Here is a 19,838-nt window from a genome sequence, read left to right on the forward strand (position 1 = left end):
TCGCCGATCGTCAGCGCGGCGCGGCGGTCGACTGGCGCACCACCAGCTCCGGGCGCAGCACCACGGTCGAGGCCGACATGGAGCGGCCGTCGATCTCGTCGAACAGCATCTCCGCCGCGCGCCAGCCCAGTTCTCGGTGCGGCAGGCGGATGGTGGTGAGCGGCGGGTCGACCATGTCGACCAGCGGCATGTCGTTGTGGCCGGTGATGGAAATGTCCTGCGGCACGCGCAGCCCGGCCGCGCGCAGCGCGTCATAGGCGCCCAGCGCGACGAGGTCGTTGCAGCACACCACCGCCTGCGGGGCCGCGCCGGCATCGAGCATCTGCTTCATCGCCAGCGCGCCGGCCTCGCGGCTGTAGCTCGCGCACTCGACCACGCGGAAGGCCTTCATGCGGTGGTCGCGCAGGGCCTGCTCCACGCCCAGCCGCCGGCCCACGCCGGTCGGAATGGTCTGCGGCCCCGCCAGGTGTGCGATGCGCTTGTGGCCGAGCGCCACCAGGTGATCGACCGCGAGCTTCATCGCGAGCCGGTCGTCGCTGACCACGGCCGGCAGGCGGCCGGTTTCGTCGGCGCGGTTGACCAGCACGGCCGTCATGCCGGCCTTGGCGAGGAAGTCGACCAGCGGATCGTCGCGCGTGGCGGTGGCCATGACCACGCCGTCGACGCGCTGCGCGAGCATGCGCTCCAGCACCGGCCGCGCCAGCGCCGGGTCGGCCACGTTGGTGACGAACACGAAGTAACCGCGCGCCGCCGCGCTGGCCTCGATGCCCTGCAGGATCGGCGGGAACACCGCGTTGGTGATGTCGGGCACCAGCACGCCGATGGTGTGGGTGCGGCCCGTGCGCAATGCCGAGGCCGCGCGGTTGGGCCGGTAGCCCAGGCGCTGCGCCGCTTCCTCGACCACGCGCAACACCTCGTCGCTGATGAGCGACCGCTTCTCGGGGCTGAGCGCACGCGAGACGGTGGACACATGCACGCCGGCCGCACGCGCGACGTCGCGGATGGTGACGGTGCCGGAAGACGGGGAAGAAGGCGGGCTGGTGCTCATTGGTGCAAACGATTGTCGCGCAGGCGGCAGGCGGCGTGTGCCAATGCTTGCCTCAGGGTCTGCCGGAAACCTCCATTTTACTTTTCGGCAAATCTGGCTAATATCGTGCAAACGATTGCAAAGATCCACCATGAACATCGCCACCTCCCCCGACTCGGTGCTGGGCCATGTGCTCGACGCCATGAAGCACACGCCCGACCCACGGCTGCGCACCGTGATGGAAGCGGTCACGCGCCACCTGCACGCCCTGGTGCAGGAAGTGAAGCTGACGGAAGAAGAGTTCGAGCAGGCGCTCGAATTCATCGTCGCCATCGGGCATGCCACCGGCGAGACCAAGAACGAGGTGGTGCTGGCTGCGGACATCCTGGGCGTGTCGACCGTGGTCGCGCTGCAGAACAACCAGGATCCGCACGGCGAATCGCCGGCCGCGCTGCTCGGGCCGTTCTGGCGTGCGAATGCGCCGGCCTGCCGGCTGGGCGACAACATCGCGCGCTCGGGCACGCCGGGCATTCCGCTCGAAGTGACGGGCACGGTGAACGACCACCAGGGCCGCCCGGTGGCCGGCGCCACGGTCGACGTGTGGCAGGCCTCGCCCATCGGCCTCTATGAAAACCAGGACCCGTCGCAGGAAGACATGAACCTGCGCGGCCGCTTCACCACCGACGCCGAGGGGCGCTTCCGTTTCCGCAGCGTGCGCCCGGCCGGCTACCCGGTGCCGACCGACGGGCCCTGCGGCGTGCTGCTGCGCGCGCAGCAGCGCCACCCCAACCGGCCCGCGCACCTGCATTTCATGGTGAGCAAGCCCGGCCACAAGGTGCTGATCACGCAGGTCTTCGCGGACGACGACCAGAACCTGGAGAGCGATCCGACCTTCGGCGTGACGCGCAGGCTGATCGGGCGCTTCGCGCTGGCGCCCGATGGCAAGAGCGCGTCCATGCACCACGACTTCGAACTCGAACCCGGCGAGATGAAGTTCCCCCGCCCTCCCATTCCCTGAACCGAACCCACCCCATCCACTGATATGAGCTTCGATCCTGTCTCCAGACTCGACGGCAAGGTTGCCGTCATCACCGGCGGCCTGGGCGCCATCGGCTATGCCACGGCCACGCGCCTGGCCGCGCTCGGCGCGACCTGCGTGCTGCTGCACCGCAAGGGCGACGACGCCGCGGCGCGCGCGGCCGCCCTGCCCTCGGCCAACGGCCAGCGCCATGCGGCGATCCGTGCCGACATCGTTGACTCGGCGAGCCTCGTGGCCGCCGCGGCCGAGGTGAAGGCCACGCACGGGCGCTGCGACATCCTCGTCAACAGCGCGGGCCACACGCAGCCCGTGCCGGCCGCCGACCTCGATGCGCTGACCGACGATCTCATCGACGACATCGTGCGCGCCAACTTCCGCGGCGTGTTCGCCACCATCCGCGCCTTCGCGCCGATGCTCAAGGCCAGCGGCGACGGACTGGTGGCCAACATCTCGTCCATCGCCGGCTTCACGGGCGTGGGCAGCAACCTGGCCTACGTGGCGGCCAAGGCGGGGCTCGACGTGGTCGGCGACGCGCTGGCCAAGGCGCTGGCGCCTGCCGTGCGCGTGGTGTCGGTGTCGCCGGGCGCGGTGGAGTCGGGCTTCGTGCCCGGGCGCGGCGCGGAGTTCGCCAGCAAGATGGCCAGCACCACGCCGCTGGGCCGCATCGGCAAGCCCGACGACGTGGCGGCCACGGTCGAGGCGCTGGCCACCACCATGCGCTTCGTCACGGGCACGCGCATCGTGGTCGACGGAGGGCGCCACCTGTGAGCGCCGCCAAGACACTCATCACCTGCGCCGTCACGGGCAACCTCGTGAAGCCGGAGCAGACGCCGCACCTGCCGATCACGCCTGTGCAGATCGCCGACGAATGCCTGGCCGCTGCCGAGGCCGGCGCGGCCCAGGTGCACATCCACGTGCGCCATCCGGAAACGGGCAAGCCGTCGATGGAGGTGGAGCTGTACCGCGAGGTGGTGGACCGCATCCGCCGCGGGAACCGCGAGCTGATCGTGAACCTCACGACCGGCCCGGGCGGGCGCTTCATTCCGAGCGAGGACGACCCGAAGGTCGCCGCGCCCGGCACCACGCTGCTGCCGCCGGAGAAGCGCGTGGAGCACATCGCGCTCATCAGGCCCGATGTGTGTTCGCTCGACCTGAACACCATGAACTCCGGCCCCGACGTGGTCATCAACACGCCGAGGAATGTGCGACGCATGGCGAAGGTGATGCGCGAGGCGGGCGTGAAGCCGGAGCTGGAAATTTTCGATTCGGGCGACATCAACCTGGCGCTGGACCTGATCGCCGACGGCACGCTCGATGGCCCTGCCATGTGGACCTTCGTGCTCGGCGTGAAGTACGGCTTTGCGCCCACGCCCGAGACGCTGCTCTACGCACGCAACATGCTGCCGCGCGGCGCGTTCTGGAGCGCCTTCGGCATCGGCCGCATGGAGTTCCCGATCGTCGCGCAGTCGTGGCTGCTGGGCGGCCATGTGCGCGTGGGGATGGAAGACAACATCTACCTCGAGAAAGGCGTTCTCGCCGAGAGCAACGCCCAGTTGGTGGCGAAGGCGCGCGACATCCTCGTGAGCCTGGGGGGCGAAGTAGCCAACCCGCGTGAGGCGCGCGCGATGCTGGGGCTGTCGAATGTTTGAGGCGTGTCGTTCGGGGCGCGATCCCGCCGACGGGGTACCTTGCTCCGCGAATGTCCTCCGGCCTGCGGCCTCCCCCTTTATTTCGCTGCGCAAGGCACCCCGCCGTCGTGACCGTTCAAAGCACTGGTCGATCAGCCACGAACCGGCAGCGTGCCCTGTGCACAGGGCGCCGGGTGCTCCCCGCAGCGAAATAAAGGAGGAGGGGCGAAGCCCCGGGGGACATTCGCGGAGGGGAGTACCCGGTGGCCTGTGCACTCGCCCCGAACAAGAACACCAAAGACAAGACAACAAACACCAGCAAGCAGGAAACCAGAGATGAACGTCGCTGCCATGCATACGACCCACACCTCCCGCGCATTGCGCGTGAACGAGAAAGCGGCCAACCTCGATGCGCTGCAACTGCACGCCGCGCCGCAAACCGAACCCGCCCCGCCCCCGGGCCACGCCGTCGTGCGCATCGCCGCCGCCGCGGTGAACCCCAGCGACGTCAAGGCAACGCTCGGCATCATGCCGCAGGCCGTGTGGCCCAGAACCCCCGGCCGCGACTTCGCGGGCACCGTCGTCAGCGGCCCTTCCGAATGGATCGGCCGCGAAGTCTACGGCTCCGGCGGCGACATCGGCATCACCCGCGACGGCTCCCACGGGCGCTATCTCGTGCTGCCCGAACAGGCGCTGCGCGCCAAGCCCCGGGGCATCTCGATGGACGAGGCCGGCGCGGTGGGCGTGCCCTTCGTCACCGCATATGAAGGCTTTCGGCGCAGCGGCATGCCGCAGGCCGGGCAGACCGTGCTGGTGCTCGGCGCCAACGGCAAGGTCGGGCAGGCGGCAGTGCAACTGGCCTCGCAAGCCGGCGCGCGGGTGATCGCGGTGCAGCGCCATGCCGGGCCCTATGCGGGCTTCGCGAACGGGCCGGTGGACCTGATCGATGCGCGCCACCACACCGACGTGGCCGCGCGGGTGCGAGAGCTGACCGACGGGCGCGGCGCGCACATCGTCTACAACACCGTGGGCAGCGCCTATTTCGAGGCCGCCAACAAGGCGATGGCCAAGGGTGCGACGCAGATCTTCATTGCCACGCACGACCGCGCCGTGGCCTTCGACATCTTCGCGTTCTACCGCGGCATGCACACCTTCGTGGGCATCGACTCGCTGGCGATGGACTGCATCGCCAGCACCGCGCAGCTCGACGCCATGCGCGAAGGCTTCGAGCGCGGCACGCTGAAGCCCTTTCCCGTCGCGCGCCACTTCACGCTCGACGAAGCCATGGAAGCCTACCGCCTGGTGCTGTCGGGCAGCACCGACCGCGTCGTGCTGCGGCCCTGAAGAACCCCTCCTGGAGCACATCCCATGCACGTGACACGTTTCAGCGAGGCGCCGCACTACGAGGCGCCCAACCATTTCGACATGCGCTGCCTGCGCCTGCAGGGCAAGGAAGCCGGCCCCTCCACGCAGATGTGGATGGGCATGAGCCAGATCCTGCCCGGCGGCCACACCGGGCTCGACGGCTCGCCGATGGAAAAGCTCTACCTCGTGCTCGAAGGCCAGCTCCACGTGGTCGGCGAGACCGACGGCGCGCACCAGGAAGACGTGCTCGAGCAATACGACAGCTGCCGCTTCGCCCCCGGTGAAAAGCGCCAGCTGGAAAACCGCACCAACCGGCCGGTGCTGGTCGCGCTGGTGATGCCCAACGCGCCGCCGCCGTAGCAGCTCTTTCGTCGGTCGGTCAGTCATTCATCGCTCAACCAAATAAATCAACGGAGACAAGACGCATGAACAAGACACTCAACTGGAGCCGCCGGCGCACGCTGGCCGTGGCGGCTACTCTCGCGGCCTGCGCGCTCGGCGGCGCCCATGCGCAGGGCCCGTGGCCCGGCACGCAGGCGGTCAGGCTGGTCGTGCCGTTCACGGCGGGCAGCGGCACCGACATCGTCGCGCGCCTGGTGGCCGAGAAGCTGGGGCCCGCCCTGGGCACCAGCGTGATCGTGGACAACAAGCCCGGCGCGGGCGGCACGCTCGGCGCGGCCATCACGGCCAAGTCGCCGGCCGACGGCTACACGCTGCTGGTGCATTCGGCCGGCCACCTCGTGAACCCGTGGATCTACAAGGGCCTGTCTTACGACACGCTCAAAGACTTCACCGGCATCACGCCGATGGCCAGCCTGCCCAACGTGCTGGTGACGGCGCCATCGCACTTCACCGACGTGAAAGACCTGGTGGCCAAGGTCAAGGCCAAGCCGGGCGGCTTCAACTACGGCTCCGCCGGCAACGGCTCGGCCACGCACATGAATGCCGAGGTGTTCCGCCTTGCGGCCGGCATCGACGCGCAGCACGTGCCCTTCCGCGGCACGCCAGAGGCCATGACCGAGGTGATGGCCGGGCGCGTCGACTGGTTCTTCGCGCCGATGGTGTCGGCACTGCCGCTCATCAAGACCGGCAAGCTGCAGGCATTGGCCGTGGGCACGGGCAAGCGCTCGTCGGCGCTGCCCGATGCGCCGACGACGGTGGAAGCCGGCGTGCCCGGCTCCGAATACCTGTTCTGGGTCGGGCTGTTCGCGCCAGCGAAGACGCCGCAGCCGGTGGTCGACCGCCTGCAGGCCGAGGTCGCGAAGATCATGGTTTCGCCCGAGCTGAAGGAGCGGCTGGAGAAGCTGGGCGCCGAGCCCTTCACGATGTCGTCGGTGCAATTCAACAAGTTCATCGTCGACGAGACCGCCAAGGCCCAGCAGGTCGTGAAAGCCGCAAGCATCAAGGTCGACTGACATGACACCACGCACACTCTTCACGGCAGCCGCCCTCGCCGCCAGCCTGCTGCTGCCCGTCGCCGCGCAGGCGCAACCGGCAGACCTCGTCGTCACCAACGCAAAGATCGTCACGCTCGACAAAGCCGGCACCACCGCGCAGGCGCTCGCTGTGCGCGACGGGCGCATCGTGGCCGTTGGCAACGCCGCGCAGGTGCGACCGCTCTCGGGCCCCGCCACGCGCACCGTGGACGCTGGCGGACGCACCGTCATTCCCGGCCTCATCGACTCGCACATGCACGCGGTGCGCGCCGCGCTGAGTTATTCGACCGAGGTCAACTGGATCGGCGCCGGCAGCATCGCCGAGGCCATGGCACGCATTCGCACCGCCGCGGCCAGCGCGCGCCCCGGCGGCTGGCTGATCGTGGCCGGCGGCTGGACCGAGCAGCAGTTCGCCGAGCGCCGCAGGCCGACGCTGGCCGAGCTGCAGGAGGCCGCGCCGAACAATCCGGTGTACGTGCAGCTCTTCTACGAAGCGGTGGTGATGACGCCCAAGGCGCTCGAGGCGCTGGGCGTTCCCGCCGGCACGCTGCCCGCGGGCATGAAGCCCTCGCCCGACGGCGCGCCGGGCTGGATGACCGGCGACATCGTCGGCATATCGGCGCTGTTCGACAAGCTGCCCAAGCCGACCTACGACGACAACGTGGCCGGCACGCGCGCCTTCTTCACCGAGCTGAACCGGCTCGGCATCACCGGCCTGGTGGACCCGGGCGGCTTCAGCATCGCGCCCTCGCAGTACGCGGCGCTGTTCGAGCTATGGCGCGAGAAGGCGCTGACGCTGCGCGTGGCCTACAGCGTGTTCGCGCAGAAGCCCGGCGCCGAGCTGCAGGAGTTTCGCGACCTCACGCAGATGCTGCCGATGGGCTTCGGCGACGACATGCTCAAGTTCAACGGCCTGGGCGAGCGCGTGACGCTCGCGATGTACAACAACAACTTCCCCGACGAGGCGGTGAAGGCCAAGTTCTACGAGCTCATCAAGTGGGCGGCGCAGCGCAAGCTGGCGGTCACCATCCACTGGCAGGAGAACGGCTCGGTCGAGCATCTGCTCGGGCTGTACGAGAAGCTGAACGCCGAGGTGCCGATCAGGGAGCTGCGCTGGTCCATCGCGCATCTGGACGACGCCTCGCCCGAGACGCTCGCGCGCATGAAGGCGCTGGGCATCGGCTGGACCATGCAGGACGCGATGTACTTCCAGGGCGACCGCGCGCTCGCCGTGCGCGGCGACACGGCACGGCGCATGCCGCCCATCGGCACCGCCTTGCGTGCCGGCGTGAACGTGGGCGCGGGCACCGACGCGCACCGCGTGGCCTCGTACAACCCCTTCGTCGCGCTGCAATGGATGCTCGACGGCAAGACGGTGAGCGGCAAGGCCATGCGCGGCCCCGACGAAACGCCCACGCGCGAAGAAGCGCTGCGCCTGTACACGGCAGGCAGCGCGTGGTTCAGCTTCGACGAGAACCGGCGCGGCACGCTGGAGGTCGGCAAGCTCGCGGACTTCGCGGTGCTCGACCAGGACTTTCTTGCCGTGCCGCTGGAGCGCATCGGCAAGACCACATCGCTGATGACGGTGGTGGGCGGGCGCGTGGTGTACGCGGTGCGGCCGTTCGATGCGGCGGCGGCCCCGGTGGCGTCGGCGCGCTGACTTCAGGTGCCGAGTGCCAGGCGCACCCGCTCGCGAAGCGCGGGCAGCACGTCGCTCTCGAACCACGGGTGGTGCTTGAACCAGCCCGTGTTGCGCGGCGACGGATGCGGCAGCGGAATGAAGCGCGGCGCGTAGTCGGCGAAGGCCTCGACCGTGCCGGTCACGTTGCCGCGCGCGGTCTTGCCGAGGAAGTGGCGCTGTGCATATTGGCCGATGAGCAGCGTCAGCTCGATGTGCGGCATCTGCGCGAGCAGCTTGTCGTGCCACAGCGCGGCGCACTCGCGGCGCGGCGGCAGGTCGCCGCTGGTTCCGCGGCCGGGGTAGCAGTAGCCCATGGGCATGAGCGCGATGCGCGCGGGGTCATAGAAGACGGCACGGCCCACGCCGAGCCAGCGCCGCAACTGCTCGCCGCTCCGGTCGTCCCACGGCACGCCGGTCTTGTGCACCGTGAGGCTGGGCGCCTGCCCTACCAGCAGCAGCCGCGCGCTCGCGCCGGCCTGCACCACGGGACGCGGCCCGAGCGGCAGGTGCACCGCGCATGCACGGCAGGCACGCACCTCGGCGAGCAGCGCATCCACCGCGTCAGCCGGCGAACGGGCGGAAGAAGGCGTCGAGTTCGCTGCCCGCCGCGGCGTCCGCGAAGCCGTCGAAGCGGCCTTCGTCGGCGAGCGTGCGCGCGGCGCGCATGAAGCCGCCCCAGGCAGCGCGCGCCATGCCGCCGCCCACGCTGACGCGGCGCACGCCGAGCTCGGAGATGTCCACCATGCTCAGTTCGCTGGTTCCGCCGACCAGCAGGTTGACCGGCTTGGGCGCCACGGCCGCGACCACCGCGGCGATCTGCTCGCGGGTCTTGATGCCGGGCGCGTAGAGGCAGTCGGCGCCCGCGTCCGCATACGCCTTGAGCCGCGCGATGGCGTCGTCCAAGTCGGGCCGTCCGGCGAAGAAGTTCTCCGCGCGGCCGATCAGCAGCACGTCAGCGCCCGAGGCGTCGATGGCCTGGCGCGCGGCGCGCATGCGCTCTGCCGCCAAGTGAATGGGAAAGAGCGGGTCGGCCGCGTTGCCAGTCGAGTCCTCGATCGACAGGCCCGCCACGCCGGTCTCGATGGCCAGGCGCACGCTTTCAGCGACGCCTTGCGCGTCGGGGGCGAAGCCGTTCTCGAAGTCGGCGTTCACCGGCAGGTCGGTGGCGGCCACCAGTTCGCGCAGGTGCGCGAGGATGTATTCGCGCGACAAGGCGCCATCGGCATAGCCCTGCGACCACGCGAAGCCGGAGCTGGTGGTGGCCAGCGCCTTGAAGCCCAGGCCTTCGAGGTAACGCGCGCTGCCCGTGTCCCAGGGGTTCGGAATGACGAAGCAGCCTTTTTCGTGGAGGGCGCGGAAGTCGGCGCGCTTTTCGGCGACGGAGCGGGTCATGGGGCCTCGGCTTTCTGCATTGCACAGTGAGCCGGCCATTCTGACGCAGGCTCGGTCAGCACTCCACCACGTTCACCGCAAGCCCCCCCAGCGAAGTCTCCTTGTAGGTCGACTTCATGTCCTCGCCGGTCTGCTTCATGGTGCGGATCACCGCGTCGAGCGACACGTAGTGGCTGCCGTCGCCGCGCAGCGCCATGCGCGCCGCGTTGATGGCCTTGACCGCGCCCATCGCATTGCGCTCCACGCAGGGGATCTGCACCATGCCACCGACCGGGTCGCAGGTCAGGCCCAGGTTGTGTTCCATGCCGATCTCGGCGGCGTTCTCGACCTGCGCCGGCGTGGCGCCGAGCACCGCGGCCAGCGCGCCGGCCGCCATCGAGCAGGCCACGCCCACCTCGCCCTGGCAGCCGACCTCGGCGCCCGAAATGGAGGCGTTGGCCTTGTAGAGCATGCCGATGGCCGCGGCGGTGAGCAGGAAGTCGACGATGCCGTCGTCGCTCGCCTGCGGCACGAAGCGCTGGTAGTAGTGCATCACGGCCGGCACCACGCCGGCCGCGCCATTGGTGGGCGCGGTGACGACACGGCCGCCGGCGGCGTTTTCCTCGTTCACCGCCATCGCGAAGGCATTGACCCAGTCCATCACCGCGAGCGGATCGGCGGCGCCGGCCTGCGCCAGCAGCTCGCGGTTCAACTCCGGCGCGCGGCGGCGCATGCGCAGCGGACCGGGCAGCGCCTCTGCGGCGAGCGGGTTGTCGATGCCGAAGCCGCGCTGCACGCACTGCTGCATCACGCCCCAGATGCGCAGCAGCCCGGCGCGCACTTCGGCCTCGGGCCGCCAGGCGCATTCGTTGCGCATGACCAGCGCAGCCACCGACAGGCCGTTGGCGCGGCATTGCGCCATGAGTTCGTCGCCTGTGGAGAAAGGATGCGGCACGGCGGACGCGGCGGCCACCGTCTGGGCCACGGCCTTCCCGCCCTCGACGACGAAGCCGCCGCCGACCGAGAAGTACGTGCCCTCGGCCAGCACGGCGCCTTCGGCCGAGAACGCGGTGAAGCGCATGGCGTTGGGATGCTCCGGCAGCGACTCTTCGCCGCGAAAGGCGATGTCGCGCACGCGGTCGAAGGCGATGGATTTGCAGCCCAGCAGGTCGAGCAGCCCGGTGCGGCGCAGCGCCTCCAGCCGGGGCTGCACGGTCTCGGGCGGCACGGTGTCGGGGGCATCGCCGAAGAGCCCGAGGATCACGCCCTGGTCGGTGGCGTGCCCGTGCCCGGTGGCGCCGAGCGAGCCGAACAGGTCGGCATGCAGCCGCGCGACCCGCGCGAGCAGGCCGCGTGCTTCGAGCGAGCGCGCGAACATGAGCGCGGCGCGCATCGGCCCCACGGTGTGGGAGCTCGACGGGCCGATGCCGATCTTGAAGATGTCGAAGGCGGAGAGCATCAGCGCATCATGCCCTCATCCCTTGATGCAGGAAGCTGCTGCTTGACCAGCGCCACCCAGTACGCCGCGCCCAGGGGCAGGATGTTGTCGTTGAAGTCGTAGTACGGGTTGTGCACGTTCGGGTCGTTCGGGCCTTCCCCGGCGCCGATGCCGATGTAGGCGCCCGGGCGCTTCTGCAGCATGAAGGCGAAGTCTTCCGAGCCCATGGCCGGCGGGATGTCGGTCTTGACCTGTGCGCGCTCGACCAGGCTGGCGGCGGCGGCCACGGCGGCATCGGTCTCGGCGGGCGTGTTGACCACGCCGGGGTAGCCGCGGCGGTAGTCGAGCGCCACCTTCGCGCCGTGCGTGGCGGCCACGCCGTCGCAGATCTGCTGCATGGCGGCCTGGGTCTTGTCCTGGATGGCGGCGTCGAGCGTGCGCACGGTGCCGCGCAGCACCACGGTTTCGGGAATCACGTTCCAGGTGTCGCCGCCGTGGATCTGCGTGACGCTGACCACGGCCGAGTCGGTCGCGCCGGTGCGGCGGCTCACGATGGTCTGCAATGCATTGACGAGCTGGGCCGAGACCACCACCGAATCGATGCCGGTCTCCGGCATCGCGCCGTGGCTGCCCTTGCCGGTGACGACGATCTCGAAGGTGTCCAGGAAGGCCGTCATCGTGCCCTTGCGGATCGCGAACTGCCCGCGCGGCAGGCCCGGGAAGTTGTGCATGCCGTAGACGGCGTCGGCCGGGAACTGGTCGAACAGGCCCTCCTCCACCATCACGCGGCCGCCGCCTTCGTTCTCTTCGGCGGGCTGGAACACGAAGTGCACCGTGCCCTTGAAGGGCTTGTGGCGCGACAGGTGCTCGGCGGCGCCCAGCAGCATGGCGGTGTGCCCGTCGTGGCCGCAGGCGTGCATCTTGCCGGCGCACCTGGAGGCATGCGCCTGCGTGCCCAGTTCCTGCATGTTGAGCGCGTCGAGGTCGGCGCGCAGCGCGATGCTCGGGCCCTCGCCGTTCTTCAGCGTGCCGACCACGCCGGTGCCGGCCAGGCCGCGGTGCACCGGCAGGCCCATCAGCATCAGCGCATTGGCGACGACGTTGGCGGTGCGGTGTTCCTCGAAGGCGGTCTCGGGGTTGGCGTGGATGTCGCGGCGCCAGCTCAGCATGCGGGCGCGGGTGTCTTCGGCGATTTCGGGGTCGCGGTACATAGGAATGATCTCGGTTGACGAGTGGGGACTGGAAGGACTTTTCGGGGAATACCGCGGAACCGGCTTTGCCGGGCCGCAGGTGTTGCCCCCGGTAGGGGGAAGGCGTGCGCGACACGAAGTGCGCGCAGCCTGGGGGCGAGCCTTTTTCGTCAGTGGAAGAATTCGGCGATGAGGGTCGCACCGAGGAAGGTGCCGGCCGTGGCGGTGAGCGACACCACCACGATGCGCCAGCCCAGCTGGCGGAACACCGGCAGGTCCTTCGCGACCGAGAAGCCGGCCAGCGCCAGCACCGGCGTGGTGAAGGCCAGGAAGTTGAGCTTGGCGGTGACGGCGATCAGCGCGTCGGAAAACGGAAACAGCCCCGGAATGCCCGCCAGCGTGGCCACCACCGACAGCACCAGCACCATCGGCAGGCGCGGCACCAGCCGCTTGATGCCCTCGACCACCAGCGCGATCAGCACCACCGCCGCCATGCCTTCGAGCGACACCAGCACCGGCACCTTGTAGGTCAGCGAATTGCCGATGAGCACGCCGCCGCCCACCACCGTCCAGGCGATGAGCGTGTCGCGCAGCGACGTGGCGCCGCCGTGCGGCACGCTGACTTGCGACACAGCACCGGTGCCCGCCGCGTCCTGCGCGCCGCGTTTGGAGAATCGGCCCAGCACCGGCTCCAGCTTGCCGTAGAGCCACGAGCAAAGCGGCAGCGACAGGAACAGCGTGAAGTAGAAGCCGGCCACGGTGGTCAGCAGGTTCGACGCGGCCGCAATGGCGGTGAGCTGCGGCAGCATCTCGGCCGGCTGCTGCGCGGCGATGGCGCCCAGCGCGGCGGCCATCAGGCTGCCCGAGCCCACGCCGGCGCCCATGGCCAGCGAACGCGGATCGAAGATGTGCAGGCTGGCGATGAAGCCCGCCAGCACCGCGATGAAGAGCGCGCCCAGCACCGTGCCGGTGATGTATTCGGCCAGCACGCCGCGGCCTTCGGGCGAGGCCATGCCGTATTTCTCGCCGATGATCACCAGGTTGCCCTCGCGGCCCACCGAGAAGGTCGCGCCCACGGCCTCGCGCTTGATGCCCAGCAGCAGCGCCAGCGGCAGGCCCAGCGCCAGGGTGCCGAGCGCATGGCCGAACTCCTGGAACAGCAGCGCCCAGCCGGCCTGCTTGACCTGCGGCAGCGCGGCGCCCACCGTCAGGCCCAGCTTCACCACGAACAGCAGCAGGCCCGCGTTCAGCAGGCCGCCGGCCAGCGACTGCTCGGCCGTCGCCACGCGCACCGCGCCCGGCAGGCGGCGTTGCGCAATGCCCCACACGGCCGCGATCAGCAGCGCCCACAACATCGGCAGCAGCGCCACCTTGCCGGGGCCGACGCTGAACTGCACCGGGCCGATGAGCTCGGCCCCGGCCACGATGGCCAGCGTGACGAGCACGAGCTTGAGTTTTCCGGAGGCGCTGGAGGGCACGGCTGTGGAAAGAACGGAGGCGGCAGAGGTCATGGGTGGGGCTTCTTCTGGCGGAATGCCGGCGAGTTTCCGCGTCCGGCTCTATTGCATCAATGACCGTAAATCGGGATATTCGATGCATCGAATGCAACACTCGCCACGAACTTCAGGAGACCGGGCCATGGACGACAAGCTCGACACGCGCCGCGTGCGCTACTTCATGCAGGTGCTCGACAGCGGCTCGGTGCGCGGCGCCGCCGACGTGCTGGACATGGACCCCTCGGCCGTCAGCCGCGCCATCGGCATCCTCGAGCAGGAGTGCGGCGTGCCGCTGCTGGAGCGCCACGGACGCGGCGTGGTGGCCACCGACGCGGGCGAGATGCTGGCCGGCTACGTCCGGCGCCAGAACAGCCAGAAGCAGCACCTCATGGCGCAGATGGACAGCATCCGCAAGATCGAGCGCGGGCACATCGACATCGTGGCGGGCGAGGGTTACGTCGACTGGCTCATGCGCCACAGCCTGCGCGACTTCATGACCACGCACCCGAAGATCACCATCGAGCTGGACGTGGCCAGCACCGACGAGATCGTGCGCCGCGTGGTCGAGGAGCGCGCCCACATCGGCATGCTGTTCCAGCCACCCAAGGACGACCGGCTCACTTCGCACCAGTCGCACCCGCAGCCCATCCAGGCGATGGTGCTGCGCTCGCATCCGCTCGCGCAGCTGGGCCGGCCGCTCAAGCTGGCCGACCTGCTGCCCTACCCCGGCGCCACGCTGCACCGCCACTTCGGCGTGCGCCAGCACATCGAGGCGGCGGAAGTGAGCGAGGGCGTGCGGCTGCCCGCGCTGCTGACCACCACCTCGTTCAGCGCGCTCGGCCACTTCGTGTCGGCCGGCCTGGGCTACACGCTGGGCACGCGCATCTCGCTCACGCCCAACGCCAACAGCCCCGAACTGGTGGAGCTGCCGATGAAGAACCCGCTGCTGTCGCAGGGACGCTCGCACATCGTGTCCCGGCACGGGCGCATGCTGTCGCCGGCCGCGGCCGAGCTGCTGCGCCGGGTGGTGGCCGACATGCGGCTTTATGCCGACGACACGCCCGGCAAGGAAAAGCGCACGGCCGCGCGGGCCAGAAGCACCCCGGCCTGAAAGGGATGTTCGGCCGCATTGCGCGCACCGCCGCTTCGGTGTTCTGATCGGACCCCATGTCCTACGTCATTGCGCTTTTCATCCACCTGCTGTGCGCCGCCTTCTGGGTCGGCGGCATGGCGACCATGCACTTCGCTGTGCGCCCATCGGCCGTCGCCACGCTGGAGCCGCCGCTGCGGCTGCGCATGATGGCCGCGACGCTGCGGCGCTTCTTCGTCGGGGTGGATGCGTCGGTCACGCTGCTGTTCGTGACCGGCGTGACGATGATCCTTGCGACAGGCGGCTTTCGCGGCCTGCACTGGCGCATCGAGGCGATGATGAGCATCGCGATCGTGATGGCCGCGATCTACGTCTACATCCGCGCATCGGTGTTCAAGGCGCTGCGGCGTGCGGTGGAAGAAAGCGCGTGGCCGGCGGCTGCCGCGCGGCTGAACACCGTGCGCAAGCTGGTGACGCTGAACCTGGCGCTGGGCGTGGTGGTGTTCGCCGTGGCGACCGTCGGGCGCGCGGGCTGACAAAGGGCGTCAGGCGATGCAGCCGCAGGCGCCGGAAGGCGCACCGGGCTCGCCGTGCCTGCGCCGTTTTTCAGACCACGCCGGCCGAACGCAGGGCGTCGAAGCGGGCGTCGTCGATGCCCATCTCTGCCAGCACCTCTCGCGTGTGCTGGCCCAGCGCCGGCGGCGCGTGGCGCAGCACCGGCGGCGTGGCCGACAGGCGCAGCGGGCTCGCCACGCCGGTGATGCTGGCAATGCCGTCGCCCGCGTCGCGCGGCAGCGTAACCGCAAGGCCGCGCGCCTTGACCTGTGCATCGTCGAAGGCTTGGGCAATGTCGTTGATCGGGCCGCAGGGCACGGCCTTGTCCTCGAGCAGCGTGACCCACGCGGCCGTGGTGCGGGTGCGCGTGAGTTCTTCCATCATCGGGATCAGCACGCCGCGGTGCTTCACGCGCAGGGTGTTCGTGGCAAAGCGCGCGTCGCTCGCCCATTCCGGATGGCCAGCCGCCTCGCAGAAGCGCGCGAACTGGCCGTTGTTGCCGATGGCCAGCAGCATCGCGCCGTCCTGCGTCGGAAAGTCTTGATAAGGCGCGAGGCTCGGGTGCGTATTGCCCTGGCGCTGCGGCGCATGGCCGGTGTTGAGGAAGGCGCTGGCCTGGTTGGCCAGGATGGCCATGCCCACGTCGAGCAGCGCCATGTCGATGTGCTGGCCTTCGCCGGTGCGGTCGCGCACCTGCAGCGCCGCGAGGATGGCGGTACTGGCGTAGACGCCGGTGAACAGGTCGGTCAGCGCAACACCCACGCGCAGCGGGCCGCCGCCGGGTACGTCGTCGGGGCGGCCGGTGATGCTCATCATGCCGGTCATGGCCTGGATCATCAGGTCGTAGCCGGCGCGCTCCGCATAGGGGCCGTCGTGGCCGAAGCCGGTCACGCTGCAGTAGATGAGGCGCGGGTTGGCCGCGCGCAGGCTCTCGTGGTCGAGGCCGTATTGCTTCAGGCCGCCGGTCTTGAAGTTCTCCACCACGATGTCGGCCTGCGCCGCCATCTGCCTGAGCAGCGCCTGCCCGTCGGGCGTGGCCATGTCGACCGTGACCGAACGCTTGTTGCGGTTGCAGGCGGTGAAATAGCTGGCCTGGTCGGAGTCGTTGCCGTTCGCGTCCTTGATGAAGGGCGGGCCCCAGGTGCGCGTGTCGTCGCCGACGCCGGGGCGTTCGATCTTGACGACGTCGGCGCCCAGGTCCGCCAGGATCTGCGTGCACCACGGGCCCGCGAGCACGCGGGACAGATCGAGGACCTTGATGCCGTCGAGTGCTGCGGGCTTGTTGCTCATGCGTTCGATCAGTTCGCGAACGCCGCGATGCCGGTGATGGCGCGGCCCAGGATGAGCGCGTGGATGTCGTGCGTGCCTTCGTAGGTGTTGACCACTTCCAGGTTCACCAGGTGGCGTGCCACGCCGAATTCGTCGCTGATGCCGTTGCCGCCCATCATGTCGCGCGCCATGCGGGCGATGTCCAGCGACTTGCCGCAGTTGTTGCGCTTCATGATCGAGGTGATTTCGACCGCGGCAATGCCCTCGTCCTTCATGCGGCCCAGGCGCAGGCTGCCTTGCAGGCCCAGCGTGATTTCGGTCTGCATGTCGGCCAGCTTCTTCTGGATGAGCTGGTTGGCTGCGAGCGGGCGGCCGAACTGCTTGCGGTCCAGCGTGTACTGGCGGGCGCGGTGCCAGCAGTCTTCGGCGGCGCCCAGGGCACCCCACGAGATGCCGTATCGGGCGCTGTTCAGGCAGGTGAAGGGGCCCTTCAGGCCTTGCACTTCGGGGAAGGCGTTTTCTTCGGGGCAGAACACGCCGTCCATCACGATTTCGCCGGTGATGCTGGCGCGCAGGCCGACCTTGCCGTGGATGGCCGGAGCGCTCAGGCCCTTCATGCCCTTCTCGAGCACGAAGCCGCGAATGGGGCCGACCGTGCCGCTTTCGCTGACTTCCTTGGCCCACACCACGAACACGTCGGCGATGGGCGAGTTGCTGATCCACATCTTCGAGCCGCTGAGCGAGTAGCCGCCCGGCACCTTCTTGGCGCGCGTGGCCATGCTGCCGGGGTCGGAGCCGTGGTCGGGTTCGGTCAGGCCGAAGCAGCCGATCCATTCGCCGGTGGCGAGCTTGGGCAGGAACTTCTGCTTCTGCGCTTCGGTGCCGAATTCGAAGATAGGCACCATCACCAGCGAGCTCTGCACACTGGCCATCGAGCGGTAGCCCGAATCGACGCGCTCGACTTCGCGGGCGATCAGGCCGTAGGCCACGTAGTTGAGGCCGGGGCCGCCGTACTGTTCGGGGATGGTCGGGCCGAGCAGGCCGAGCGCGCCCATCTCGCGGAAGATGGCCGGGTCGGTCTCGCCGGTGCGGAAGCCTTCGATGACGCGGGGCGCCAGGCGCTCCTGGCAGTAGGCATTGGCCGCGTCGCGGATCATGCGTTCTTCGTCGGTCAGTTGCTGGTCGAGAAGAAGGGGGTCGTCCCAGTGGAATTGCGCTTTGGCGGCCATGTGGCTGTCTCCGGAGAAGGGGGAAGAAAACAAAAAGAGGGGGATCGGTCGATCCTAGCCACGCGGGAGCCATGACGCAAACGAGGATTCCTCACCCAGATATGCGTTTGTAGAATGTCTTGCAAGATGTCCGGGCAGCGTCTTCATTGGAAAGCGCTGCGTTCCATTCATACTTTCCAGGCATACATGCGCCGCAAGATCCCGCCCCTGCAGACCCTGGTGTGCTTCGACGCCGCCGCGCGCCACGAGAGCTACACGCGCGCCGCGCAGGAGCTTGCCCTCACCCAGAGCGCGGTGTCGCGCCAGATCAGCACGCTCGAAGCCTTCCTGGGCGTGGCGCTGTTCCGCCGCACGCGGCACGGCGTGGCGCTCACCGCCAGCGGCGCGGCCTATGCGCGGCAGACGGCCAAGCGGCTCGAGGCCATGGAGCGCGACACGCTCGACGCAATGGCGCACCAGGGCGAGGGCGGCTCGCTCTCGCTGGCGGCAGTGCCCACCTTCGCCACCCGCTGGCTCATGCCGCGCCTGAAGGGTTTTGCGGCGCTGCAGCCCGACGTGGTGGTGCACATCGAAACGCGCACCCGCCCCTTCCTGTTCGCGGATGCCGAGTTCGACGCCGCGCTCTATGCCGGCACGCCCGCGCAGGTCGAGAACTGGGCCGGCACGCATGCGCTGCTGTTGATGCACGAAGACGTGGTGCCGGTGTGCAGCCCCGCCCTGCTGCCGCGCGGCAAGGCCGTGACCCCGGCAGCCATCGCGAAGATGCCGCTGCTGCAGCAGAGCACCAGGCCCGACGGCTGGCGCCAGTGGTTCGACGCGCAGCAGATCGATGCGCCCAACGCACGCGGCGGGCCGCGCTACGAACTGTTCTCCATCCTCGCGGCCGCCGCGTCCCATGGCCTTGGCGTGGCGCTGATGCCGACGATGCTGGTGGCCGACGAACTGGCGCGCGGCGAGCTAGTGGTGGCATGCGCGCGGCCCCTGTCGGGCGAGCGCAACTACTACCTCGTCACGCCGGAGCGCGCGGACCAGCGCCCGCTTTTGAAGTTCTTCAGCGACTGGCTGCTCGGGCAGGCGCGGCAAGGCTGAACGGGCATGCCGCGCGACCACCGCTCCGAGTACGAATGGCGCATGCACAAGGTGCTGACGCACATCGACGACCACCTCGACGAGCCGCTCGAACTGGCGGCGCTGGCCGACGTGGCGCATTTCTCCGCGTATCACTTTCACCGGCTGTTCGCGGCATGGGCCGGCGAGACGCTGGGCGACTACATCCGCCGGCGCCGGGTGGAGGTAGCGTCGCTGCGGCTGGCGACGCAGCCGCGCGTGACGGTGCTCGACGCCGCGCTGTCGGTGGGCTTCGGCTCGGGCGAGGCGTTTTCGCGGGCCTTCCGTGCGCGCTTCGGCAGTTCGCCGACCGCATGGCGCACAACGCACCGCTGGACGCTGGCCGACGCGGAAAGCAATCCTGATCAGATCGCTTTGCATGGCTTCACGAAGAATGGGCCTTCGCCGCGCGACATCGCGCCAACGGAGGCAACGCCCATGAACGTCGAACTCATCACCCGCCCGCCCGTCACCATTGCCTACCTGCGCTACGTGGGCCCGTTCGGCGCGCCGGTGGGCGCCTTCTGGAGCACGAAGGTGGCGCCGTGGATCACCGCGCACGACCTGTGGTCGCATCCGCGCTACGGCATCAGCCACGACGACCCGAGCATCACCGCGCCGGAGCATTCGCGCTACGACGCAGGCGTGGAAGTGCCGGAAGACTTCGTGCCCGACGGCGGCTTCCAGAAGACGGTGCTGCCCGGCGGGCGCTATGCGGCACTGAAGTTCTACGGCGTGCCGCCGGAGATCAACGCCGCCTGGACCCGCCTGCTGCGCGACTGGCTGCCGGCCAGCGGCTTCCAGTTCGACGGCCGGCCGGCGTTCGAGCTTTATTCGCCGTGCGGCGCATTCGACGAGAAGACCGGCGCATTCGAATGCGACATCTGCATTCCCATCGCGCCGCTTTGAATGACGGC

General features: G+C 69.4%; 19 protein-coding genes. 11 read left to right on the forward strand and 8 right to left on the reverse strand.

The window, feature by feature from the left end; genetic code table 11:
* Positions 1-10: 10 nt before the first annotated feature.
* On the reverse strand, positions 11-1,048 hold the full coding sequence (locus ACQY8B_RS23570; protein WP_422088924.1) for a LacI family DNA-binding transcriptional regulator: 1,038 nt from the start codon (positions 1,046-1,048) through the stop codon (positions 11-13).
* 130 nt (positions 1,049-1,178) lie between these two features.
* On the opposite strand from ACQY8B_RS23570, the gene ACQY8B_RS23575 reads away from it, so the two are divergent.
* The 7 genes from ACQY8B_RS23575 (at position 1,179) to ACQY8B_RS23605 (ending at position 8,155) form a co-directional block, all read left to right on the forward strand.
* Positions 1,179-2,045: a dioxygenase gene (locus ACQY8B_RS23575; RefSeq protein WP_422088925.1), complete on the forward strand. Its 867-nt coding sequence runs from the start codon at positions 1,179-1,181 to the stop codon at positions 2,043-2,045.
* 24 nt (positions 2,046-2,069) lie between these two features.
* Positions 2,070-2,834: an SDR family NAD(P)-dependent oxidoreductase gene (locus ACQY8B_RS23580; protein WP_422088926.1), complete on the forward strand. Its 765-nt coding sequence runs from the start codon at positions 2,070-2,072 to the stop codon at positions 2,832-2,834.
* A complete protein-coding gene (locus tag ACQY8B_RS23585; protein WP_422088927.1) occupies positions 2,831-3,715 on the forward strand; it encodes a 3-keto-5-aminohexanoate cleavage protein in 885 nt (294 codons plus the stop codon). The genes ACQY8B_RS23580 and ACQY8B_RS23585 overlap by 4 nt, the downstream gene beginning before the upstream one ends.
* 315 nt (positions 3,716-4,030) lie before the next feature.
* The gene (locus tag ACQY8B_RS23590; protein WP_422088928.1) at positions 4,031-5,038 is read left to right on the forward strand and encodes a quinone oxidoreductase family protein; all 1,008 of its coding nucleotides are present in this window, start codon (positions 4,031-4,033) and stop codon (positions 5,036-5,038) included.
* A gap of 24 nt (positions 5,039-5,062) precedes the next feature.
* On the forward strand, positions 5,063-5,419 hold the full coding sequence (locus ACQY8B_RS23595; RefSeq protein WP_422088929.1) for a cupin domain-containing protein: 357 nt from the start codon (positions 5,063-5,065) through the stop codon (positions 5,417-5,419).
* A gap of 65 nt (positions 5,420-5,484) precedes the next feature.
* Positions 5,485-6,474: a Bug family tripartite tricarboxylate transporter substrate binding protein gene (locus tag ACQY8B_RS23600; protein ID WP_422088930.1), complete on the forward strand. Its 990-nt coding sequence runs from the start codon at positions 5,485-5,487 to the stop codon at positions 6,472-6,474.
* Between the two features lies 1 nt (position 6,475).
* Entirely contained in the window at positions 6,476-8,155 is a 1,680-nt protein-coding gene (locus tag ACQY8B_RS23605; RefSeq protein ID WP_422088931.1) for an amidohydrolase, read from the forward strand.
* A gap of 2 nt (positions 8,156-8,157) precedes the next feature.
* On the opposite strand, the gene ACQY8B_RS23610 is transcribed toward ACQY8B_RS23605, so the two are convergent.
* The 5 genes from ACQY8B_RS23610 to ACQY8B_RS23630 form a co-directional block, all read right to left on the reverse strand.
* Positions 8,158-8,733: a uracil-DNA glycosylase family protein gene (locus ACQY8B_RS23610; protein ID WP_422088932.1), complete on the reverse strand. Its 576-nt coding sequence runs from the start codon at positions 8,731-8,733 to the stop codon at positions 8,158-8,160.
* A 4-nt stretch (positions 8,734-8,737) separates the two neighbouring features.
* Positions 8,738-9,568 carry an isocitrate lyase/PEP mutase family protein gene (locus ACQY8B_RS23615; protein ID WP_422088933.1) on the reverse strand — a complete coding sequence of 277 codons (831 nt, stop codon included), beginning with the start codon at positions 9,566-9,568 and terminating at the stop codon, positions 8,738-8,740.
* A gap of 55 nt (positions 9,569-9,623) precedes the next feature.
* Positions 9,624-11,009, reverse strand: a complete 1,386-nt coding sequence (locus ACQY8B_RS23620; protein ID WP_422089101.1) for an L-serine ammonia-lyase — start codon at positions 11,007-11,009, stop codon at positions 9,624-9,626.
* Complete coding sequence (locus ACQY8B_RS23625; RefSeq protein ID WP_422088934.1) at positions 11,006-12,196, reverse strand: M20 aminoacylase family protein; 1,191 nt, start codon at positions 12,194-12,196, stop codon at positions 11,006-11,008. Before ACQY8B_RS23625 ends, ACQY8B_RS23620 begins: the two co-directional genes overlap by 4 nt.
* 149 nt (positions 12,197-12,345) lie before the next feature.
* A complete protein-coding gene (locus ACQY8B_RS23630) occupies positions 12,346-13,686 on the reverse strand; it encodes a DUF3100 domain-containing protein (protein ID WP_422088935.1) in 1,341 nt (446 codons plus the stop codon).
* A 127-nt stretch (positions 13,687-13,813) separates the two neighbouring features.
* On the opposite strand from ACQY8B_RS23630, the gene ACQY8B_RS23635 reads away from it, so the two are divergent.
* A complete protein-coding gene (locus tag ACQY8B_RS23635) occupies positions 13,814-14,782 on the forward strand; it encodes a LysR family transcriptional regulator (protein ID WP_422088936.1) in 969 nt (322 codons plus the stop codon).
* 56 nt (positions 14,783-14,838) lie between these two features.
* Positions 14,839-15,297 carry a CopD family protein gene (locus ACQY8B_RS23640; protein ID WP_422088937.1) on the forward strand — a complete coding sequence of 153 codons (459 nt, stop codon included), beginning with the start codon at positions 14,839-14,841 and terminating at the stop codon, positions 15,295-15,297.
* A 70-nt stretch (positions 15,298-15,367) separates the two neighbouring features.
* On the opposite strand, the gene ACQY8B_RS23645 is transcribed toward ACQY8B_RS23640, so the two are convergent.
* Positions 15,368-16,606 (reverse strand): CaiB/BaiF CoA transferase family protein, encoded by a 1,239-nt coding sequence (locus ACQY8B_RS23645; RefSeq protein WP_422088938.1) that lies wholly within the window; start codon positions 16,604-16,606, stop codon positions 15,368-15,370.
* A gap of 8 nt (positions 16,607-16,614) precedes the next feature.
* The gene (locus tag ACQY8B_RS23650) at positions 16,615-17,814 is read right to left on the reverse strand and encodes an acyl-CoA dehydrogenase (protein ID WP_258351965.1); all 1,200 of its coding nucleotides are present in this window, start codon (positions 17,812-17,814) and stop codon (positions 16,615-16,617) included.
* A 186-nt stretch (positions 17,815-18,000) separates the two neighbouring features.
* On the opposite strand from ACQY8B_RS23650, the gene ACQY8B_RS23655 reads away from it, so the two are divergent.
* Together ACQY8B_RS23655 and ACQY8B_RS23660 are read left to right on the forward strand one after the other, a co-directional pair.
* The gene (locus ACQY8B_RS23655; RefSeq protein WP_422088939.1) at positions 18,001-18,903 is read left to right on the forward strand and encodes a LysR substrate-binding domain-containing protein; all 903 of its coding nucleotides are present in this window, start codon (positions 18,001-18,003) and stop codon (positions 18,901-18,903) included.
* Between the two features lie 6 nt (positions 18,904-18,909).
* Entirely contained in the window at positions 18,910-19,830 is a 921-nt protein-coding gene (locus ACQY8B_RS23660) for an AraC family transcriptional regulator (protein ID WP_422088940.1), read from the forward strand.
* The last annotated feature ends 8 nt before the right edge of the window (positions 19,831-19,838 follow it).

Source organism: Variovorax sp., assembly GCF_965279555.1.
In the GTDB taxonomy this organism is placed as follows: domain Bacteria; phylum Pseudomonadota; class Gammaproteobacteria; order Burkholderiales; family Burkholderiaceae_C; genus Variovorax.